We start from the raw sequence: 8,020 nt of genomic DNA, 5'->3' as shown, positions 1-8,020 counted from the left end.
GCGGTCGCCTGCGGCCAGGCCGGCTTCCGCGGCCAGGCCCTTTGGCGTACCAATGACCGGCTGATAGTCCGGCCGGCCGATCACGAACATCGCCCAGAACGCGACGACGGTGAACAGGATGTTGAATACCGGCCCGGCGGCGGCGATGGCGATGCGCTGCCACGGCGGTTTCGAGTAGAACTCGCCCGGCTCGCGCGCGGCGGCGACCGGGTCGTCGGCCTCGCGCTGGTCGAGGAACTTGACGTAGCCGCCGAGCGGAATCGCGCTGATCGCCCACTCGGTGCCGTCGCGCCAGAACGAGGCGATCGGCTTGCCGAAGCCGATCGAAAAGCGCAGCACGCGCACGCCGCAGCGCCGCGCCACCCAGTAGTGGCCGAACTCGTGGAAGGTGACCAGCACGCCTAGGGTGACGGCGAGCCAGAAGATGGAACCGAAGAATTCAGACATTATTTGTGCTCTCGTGCCGACCGCCAGCAGCCATCAATGGCCGCTCTTTTCATCAAAGGCGATCGTCAACAAAACTCTTGCCGCATCTTACGTTGCGCCACGTTGCGCGCCGTTAAATCCACGTGAACGAGGTGCTCGATGCCGGCCACCGGTTCAGCCGATATTGCGTCGAGGGTGGCTTCGATCAACTCCGCGATGGCGAGGAACGGCAGGCTGCCTTCGAGGAATGCACCGACGGCGACCTCATTGGCAGCGTTGAGCACGGTCGGCGCCGTGCCGCCCTCGACCAGGGCGCGGTAGGCAAGGTCGAGGCAGCGGAACGTGTCGCGGTCGGGCGCTTCGAACTGCAGCGCGCCGGATTTGACCAGATCGAGCGGCGCCACGCCGGCGTCGATGCGCTCGGGCCAGGCGAGCGCGTGCGCCAGCGCGGTGCGCATGTCCGGGTTGCCGAGTTGGGCGAGCACCGAACCGTCGGCGTACTCGACGAGCGAATGCACGAGGCTTTGCGGATGCACGACGACTTCGATCTGCATAGGCGTAGCGCCAAACAGCCAATGCGCCTCGATGACTTCGAGGCCCTTGTTCATCAGCGTTGCCGAATCGACCGAGATCTTGCGGCCCATGTTCCATTTAGGATGCGCGCAGGCCTGGTCGGGCGTGATCGCGGCGAGATCCGCACGCTTCTTGCCGCGGAACGGGCCGCCCGAGGCCGTTAGCAGAATCCTGCGCACGCCGGCGGCGGCAAGATCGGGTCTGCCGCCGGGCAGACATTGGAAAATCGCGTTGTGTTCCGAATCGACCGGGATCAGCTCGCCGCCGCCCGCGTGCACCGCGTCGAGCAGCAGCGGGCCGGCCATGACCACCGATTCCTTGTTCGCCAGCAACAGGCGCTTGCCCGCGCGCGCGGCGGCCAGCGTCGATTCGAGTCCGGCGGCGCCGACGATCGCGGCGACGACGCTGTCACACAACTCGCCCGACGCGGCGTCGTTGAGCGCCTGCATGCCGGCGGCAGCGCGTGTCGCAAGCCCGGCCGCGACGAGCTTGTCGCGCAGCGCGGTTTCGAGCGCGGCGTCGGCGATCACGGCGAGATCGGGCTTGAAGCGCAGGCACAGCGCGACGAGTTCGTCGACCTTGCGGTGTGCGGCAAGCACGCTCGCGCGAAACCGGTCCGGGTGGCGCGCGATCACGTCGAGCACGCTCGCACCGATCGAGCCGGTGGCGCCGAGAATTGCGACGTTCCTCATAGACCCAACAGTGCTTTACCGAGCGCAAAAAACGGCAGTGCCGCGAACACACCGTCAAGGCGATCGCAGACGCCGCCGTGGCCCGGGAACAGGTTGCCCGAATCCTTCACTCCTGCGTGCCGCTTGATCAGGCTCTCGAACAGGTCGCCGACAACCGAGAAAAGGACGCTGATCAGGGCGGCGACGACGAGCAGCACGAGCGTTACGCCGCGCACGTCGAGCAGCCAGCCGCCGACCGCGGCGACGATGCCCGAGCCGACCAGCGCGCCGTATAGTCCCTCGCGGGTCTTGCCCGGGCTGATCTGCGGTGCGAGCTTGACCTTGCCCCAGCGGCTGCCGGCGAAGTAGGCGAACGTGTCCGCCGACCAGACCAGCAGCATCGCGTACAGCGCCCAGGTGTGCGGAATCGTCTGCGTCTGATGCACGCGCATCAATCCGGCGAACGCGGGCAGGATCGCGAGCGCGCCCGCGGCGAGTTTCAACGCCGTGTGTTCACGCGTCGGCGATGCGGCATAGGAGAAATCGCGCAACCAGAAAATCGCGCCTATCCAGGCAAGACAGCCGAGGATGATGAACGCCCACCACAGCACGACGTTCGAGGTGAAGTACAGCGCCAGCATCGCGCCGACGCCGAGCGCGACCGCGACCGCGCGCCACGACCGCTCGCGCATGCCCGAAAGGCGCGTCCATTCCCACATTCCGATGCCACAGATCGTGCCGATTACGGCGACGAAGGCTGGCGTCGGCACAAACAGGAACAGCGCGATCGCGAACGGCGTGATCAGTAGCGCTGTAATTATCCGTTGCTTCAAGCGGCCCCCGAGTCCCCGTTGGATATCTGGGCGCTCGTTTTACCATATCGGCGCTCGCGTCCGGCGAAATCGGCGATCGCGGCGTCGAGGTGGGCGGCGTCGAAGTCCGGCCACAGCGCGTCGGAAAAGACCAGTTCGGCGTAGGCGAGCTGCCAGAGCAGGAAATTGCTCACGCGTTTCTCGCCGCCGGTGCGGATGAACAGGTCCAGCGGCGGCAGCTCGGCCAGCGAGAAGTATCCGGCCAGGCGCGCCTCGTCGATTTGTGTCGCGTCGATTTCGCCGCGGACGACGGCCTGTGCCGCCCGGCGCGCGGCCTGTGCGATATCCCAACGGCCGCCGTAATTGACCGCGATGTTGAGCGCGAGCTTGGCGTTGCCCGCGGTCTTGTCCATCGCCGCCTGCATGCGCTCGCGCAGCGCCGGCGCGAACGCGGCCAGTTCGCCGACGAAGCGGATGCGCACGCCGTAGCCGTGCAGTTCGTTGACTTCACGGTCGAGTGCCTTGAGGAACAATTCCATCAACGCGCCGACTTCTTCCTGCGGTCGCTTCCAGTTCTCCGAAGAGAATGCGAACAGGGTCAGCGCCTCGATGCCGCGGCGCAGGCAGGCTTCGATGACCGCACGCACGGCTTTCTGCCCGGCGCGGTGGCCGAACGTGCGCGGGCGGTGGCGCTGCTTTGCCCAGCGGCCGTTGCCGTCCATGACGATGGCGATATGGCGTGGGAGTTTATTTGTGGAGTTTTCCACTTTTATCGCTTTTGTCCGTCATCCCGGCGAAAACCGGGCTCGTCATTCCCGCGAAAGCGGGAATCCAGTTCTTTGCTCGTCATTCCCGCATGCTCTTAGCGGGAATCCAGCGCCTTTGCTTGTTTGCCGTTTGCCTTCAGAGCAAGAGCTTCCACTCGTCCTGCGGACGAGCGGGTTACTTTCTTTGCTTGTGCAAAGAAAGTAACCAAAGAAACACACCCCGGATGCCGCGCCGCCTGCGGCGGTGCGCGAGGTCACGCCGGGGTTCGTTGAACGCACGTCCTTGTCCGCGCAACGAACTCGCGCGCATCGTGCGCGCGACCTTTCAGGCATTTCCGTCCTACCCTCGCCGCGGCAAACGGGGATCCGAAGATCAAAACCGAAAATCAAAAGCGAAGAGCAAGAGCGCAAGGCATTCCGCTTTTGTTGTTTACAGCTCTCACATCGCCATCAATTCGTCTTCTTTCGACTTGACCACGCCGTCGACGTCCTTGACGAACTTGTCGGTGAGCTTTTGCATGTCGTCTTCGGCCTTGCGCTCTTCGTCCTCGGTGATCTTCTTGTCCTTGAGCAGTTCCTTGATCTGGTGCAGCGCGTCGCGGCGCACGTTGCGGATCGCGATCTTTGCGTTCTCGCCCTCGTGCGAAACGTGCTTGGACAATTCCTTGCGGCGCTCCTGGGTGAGCGGCGGGATGTTGATGCGGATCACCGTACCGGCCGTGGTCGGGGTGAAGCCGAGGTTGGCGGCGATGATCGCCTTCTCGACCGCCTGCACCATGGGTTTTTCCCAAGGCGTGATCGTCAGCGAGCGCGCGTCGGCGACGGCAATGTTGGCGACCTGGCCGATCGGCACGTCGGAACCGTAGTAGTTGACCTTGAGATGATCGACCAGTGCCGTGCTCGCACGACCCGTGCGCAGGCGGGTCAACTCGTGCTTGAGCGCATCCACGCTCTTGGCCATGCGCGTCTGCGCGTCGGTTTTGATGTTGTTGAGCATGGCGGGCTCCAATGGTCTTCGGAAAGGCCGCGAAGTATAGCAGGGACGACAAACGCACCCACGCTGCGGCGCGGCCCGCGATCAGAGCGCGCTCAAACGCCTGCGCAGGTCGGCGACCAAGGGATGCGCCTCGCCGAAGCCGTCGGCCAGAATGGCGACAGCGGTGGCATAACGTTCGCGAGCCTGTTCTTTTTGGCCGCGCAGCAGAGCGAGTTCGCCGTAGCTGCGTTCGAGTTGCGCGCGGCGGAAATTGTTCGCCGGTACCGCGGTCCGGGCGGTGTTCAGTGCTTCGTCGAGGCTGGTTTGTGCGCGGTCGAGCTCTCCCGCAGCCATGTAGGCGCGTGCGAGATTGTCGAGGATCAACAGCACGTATGCCTGGCTGCGGCGGCCGTTCTGCGTTGCCAACTGCAGCGTGCGTTCAAGCAAGGCGATCGCTTCGCGCGTACGCCCGAGTGCGAGCAAGGACTGGCCGACGCGGTTCATGCTGTATTGCGCCCACTTGTGGTCCTCGCCATGCACGCGGATGCGGCCGTCCATCGCCTCCTGCAGCAGCGGCAAGCCGGCATCGGGGTCGCCGCGCAGCAGACGCAATTGCCCCGACGAGTGGATTGCGGTCAGCACCTTCGGATGCTGCGGGCCGACCGAGCGGGTCAATTGCTCGCGCATCGTGCGGAAAATCGCATCCGCCTCGTCCCAGCGTGCGCGCATCATCAACAGATCGCCGAGCGACCAGGTCTGCCAGAGATATTGCGGGTGATATTGACCGAGCTGTGCGCGCGATTGATCGAGCACGCCACGCAGCAGCGCTTCAGCCTCGTCCCAGCGATTCGACTCGGTGTAGATGTCGGCAAGCTGCCAGTCGATATCGGTAAGCTGGTTTGGCGCATATTGGGCGGCGAGCGGGCGCAATGCCTCGTACTCGCCGAGAGCGCGGGCGAACTCGTCGTTTTCGTACAGCATCATCGCGTGTCCGCGGCGTGCGGCGATCGTGCCCGGCGCGTTCGGCCCGAGGGCCCGCGTGCGGCTGTCGATCAGATGTGAATACAGTTTGTCCGCTTCGGCGAACAGCCCGTCGTAGATCATCGCGACGCCGAGCAGCTCTTCGATGTCGAGAGTGAGCATTGCCTCGCTGCCCAGTGCTGCGCCGGCGTCTGCACGCGCCTTTTCCAGGCGCACTCGTGCCTTGTCCCATTGACCCATGCCGAAATACGCGCGCGCCAGAGTGAATCCGATCTGCGCGCGCGCCGCCGACTGGACCAATCCCTGATCGAGTTTTCCTTCGGCGTTGCGTAGCAGGTCGAGCACGCTGATCTGATCGGCGCGACGGCCCGCGTCGATGTAGGGATCGGCTACCGCAATCACGTCTTCGTTGAGGAAACTGTTGATCTCGTTGGCGAGCAGGTTGCTCCGTTCCGCACGCCGCCATTGCACGGCGACGCCGATCACGCCGGCGATCAACGCGGCGACGAACAGCGCGGCGAACGTCGCCAGATACGGCTGCCGGTGAGCCCACTGTGCCGTGCGCTGGAAGCCGTTCAGGCGCCGCGCATGGACTTCGCGATCCTCGATGAAGCGGCCGAGATCGTCGGCGAGCGCGCGTGCGCTGGGGTAGCGCCGGGCGGGATCGCGATGCAGGCATTGCAGCACGATCGCTTCGAGATTGCGGGGAACAGCCGGTGCGAGCTGGCGCGGTGGTGCGAGTGTCGCTTCACGCACGAGTTGGAGCGTGTCCTTCGGCGTATCGCCGAGGAACGGCGGGCGGCCGGTGAGGAGTTCGTAGAGGATCGCGCCGAGTCCCCAGACGTCGGCCGCCGGCGAGAGCTTCTGCATGTTCGCCTGCTCAGGCGCCATGTAGCTCGGCGTGCCGGAAATTTCGTCCGTGTCGGCTTCGATACCCGCGCCGTCGGCCGGATCGAGCCGGCGCGCAAGGCCGAAGTCGGCGACATGCGCGATGCCGGTTTCGTCTATGAGCACGTTGCCGGGTTTGAGGTCGAGATGGAGCACGCCGAGGCGGTGGGCGTAGTCGACCGCTTCGGCGATGGTGCGCATGAGGATGGCAGTGCGCCGTGCCGGCATCGGCCCGTCGCGCTTGAGTACGACGGCGAGGCTCGGCCCGCGTACCAGGCGCATGCTGAAGAAGTGCAGCTCTTCCGCGCTGGCAACTTCGTAGATTGCGACGATGTTCGGATGCTGCATGCGCGCCGCGTTCTGTGCCTCGCGGCGGAAGCGCTCGACGTAGGGTTTCGATGCCCACGGACCGGCCGCGAGCAGCTTGACCGCGACTTCGCGGTCGAGGGTTTTCTGATGCGCGCGATAGACCACGCCCATGCCGCCCTCGCCGATGAGTTCGAGCAGTTCGTAGTCGCCGAATTCGCGCTGTTCGGGATCGGTCAGATCGAGTTCGAGCGCCGCATTCGGCAGCAGGGCGAGAGGTCGCGGTTGGGTCGAGTCGGAGCCCTCAGCGCTCGAATAGCCGAAGACCAGATCGGCCAGTGCCGCGTGGTCCATTTGCGCAGCGAGCGACGGTGCCGCGGACAACGACATGTCATTGCGTTGCACGTTCATGCCGGCGAGCGCTGCGAGCCGAAGCCGCGCCGATTGATGCGCAATTCGCCGTTGCCGACGTTGTCGTCATGGTTGACGTTGCGATTCTGCGTCTGCCCGTTGGCGATGATCAGCGTCTGGATGGCGTCGGCGAGGCTGCTCAAGCCGGTGCACAGCAGGTCCTCGCGCGACAGGATCTGGATCGCGTGTTGGGCTTCCAGATCGACGCCGCAGATATACGTGCCGGTGACTTCGATGGTGTCGAAAGTCTGCGTTTCCGCGTCGGGTTGGTCTTGCGCGCGCGCACAAGGCGTGGCGAGCACGGCTGCGATGGCAACCAGCGCCAGCGCGAATCGAGTCAAGAGCGGCAAGACAAGCACGAGCATGCTGGTCTCCTCAGTGATTGCTTGGCGGCGAAGGTGTGGCGGCAGAGGTTGCGGTTCCTGTTTCGGCGGTGATCGCGAGCAATGCCGGCAGGCTCCACTCGACATCGGTCGATTCGAACGCGACGCTCGCGACGCTGCGTTGCGGATACGGATTGGCCAGACGCACCGCATACAAGCGAGCGGGGGCGCCACCGGGAGTCCCGGAACTGCCCGACCAGGCGACGTGCGCCGTGCCGGCATCGCCGGTATTGACCCAGGATTCCCAGATGTCGTTGCGATATACGATCGGCAGTCGCGCCTTGCTGGCGTCGGCGTAAGTCAGTTCGACGTAGCAATACGGCTCGCGTTTGCGTTGCTTGAGCCGGCCGATCGCACCGATCAGAACATCGAGCGCCGCGAACTTCGGCACGCCGGGGCGGATGCCCGCTACGCGGGTCGGCGCTTGTCCACGCAGGATCTTGAGCGCCGGCATGTCGAGCGCGATCATGCCGCGCGCATCGTAGTCGACACCGAGCAGACGGCGCGTACCGGGCGCGAAGGCGGGAATATCGACGGATATCTCATCGCGATTGTCCGGATCGGTGATCGTCATGTTGTAGTAGGCGGACAGGTCGAACAGCGTCGCCGGCAGACCGGGCTGGCGCGGCGGAATGACCGCGTGCGTGGCCGGATCGACGATCGCCGGCGGTCCCGGATCGCGCGCGCGCAATGCGCTGCGTTCGGCATCAGATACGGGCTCGGGTGTAGCGGATTCCTCGCCGAGCAACGCGCCCTCACGCGCCAGATCTGCGGCGGGGCGGTTCTCCTTCGCGACGTTCCAACGCAGCCAGCGGCCGCGTCGGCT

The 8,020-nt window shown here is 65.2% G+C and carries 8 protein-coding genes; all 8 read right to left on the bottom strand.

The genetic code is table 11. The features are described 5' to 3' along the window. The coding region (locus VF497_RS01135) for a site-2 protease family protein (RefSeq protein ID WP_330885420.1) at positions 1–447 on the bottom strand (447 nt) is incomplete at its 3' end. A gap of 65 nt (positions 448–512) precedes the next feature. Further along, a complete protein-coding gene (locus VF497_RS01130; RefSeq protein WP_330885418.1) occupies positions 513–1,691 on the bottom strand; it encodes a 1-deoxy-D-xylulose-5-phosphate reductoisomerase in 1,179 nt (392 codons plus the stop codon). Further along, on the bottom strand, positions 1,688–2,503 hold the full coding sequence (locus VF497_RS01125) for a phosphatidate cytidylyltransferase (protein WP_330885416.1): 816 nt from the start codon (positions 2,501–2,503) through the stop codon (positions 1,688–1,690). Before VF497_RS01125 ends, VF497_RS01130 begins: the two co-directional genes overlap by 4 nt. Next, entirely contained in the window at positions 2,500–3,249 is a 750-nt protein-coding gene (gene uppS, locus VF497_RS01120; protein WP_330885414.1) for a polyprenyl diphosphate synthase, read from the bottom strand. The genes VF497_RS01125 and uppS overlap by 4 nt, the downstream gene beginning before the upstream one ends. Before the next feature lie 439 nt (positions 3,250–3,688). After that, the gene (gene frr, locus VF497_RS01115) at positions 3,689–4,246 is read right to left on the bottom strand and encodes a ribosome recycling factor (RefSeq protein WP_018972929.1); all 558 of its coding nucleotides are present in this window, start codon (positions 4,244–4,246) and stop codon (positions 3,689–3,691) included. A gap of 81 nt (positions 4,247–4,327) precedes the next feature. Further along, entirely contained in the window at positions 4,328–6,790 is a 2,463-nt protein-coding gene (locus VF497_RS01110) for a serine/threonine-protein kinase (protein ID WP_330885410.1), read from the bottom strand. Positions 6,791–6,807: 17 nt separating this feature from the next. Next, positions 6,808–7,176, bottom strand: coding sequence for a hypothetical protein (locus tag VF497_RS01105; RefSeq protein WP_330885408.1), 369 nt, complete (start codon positions 7,174–7,176; stop codon positions 6,808–6,810). Positions 7,177–7,186: 10 nt separating this feature from the next. Beyond that, on the bottom strand, positions 7,187–8,020 hold an 834-nt coding region (locus VF497_RS01100), incomplete at its 5' end, for a hypothetical protein (RefSeq protein ID WP_330885406.1).

The organism is Rudaea sp. (assembly GCF_036383415.1).
GTDB lineage: Bacteria > Pseudomonadota > Gammaproteobacteria > Xanthomonadales > Rhodanobacteraceae > Rudaea.
Note: the sequence above shows the minus strand (reverse complement) of the source record. Positions and strands in the feature narration are given on the sequence as shown.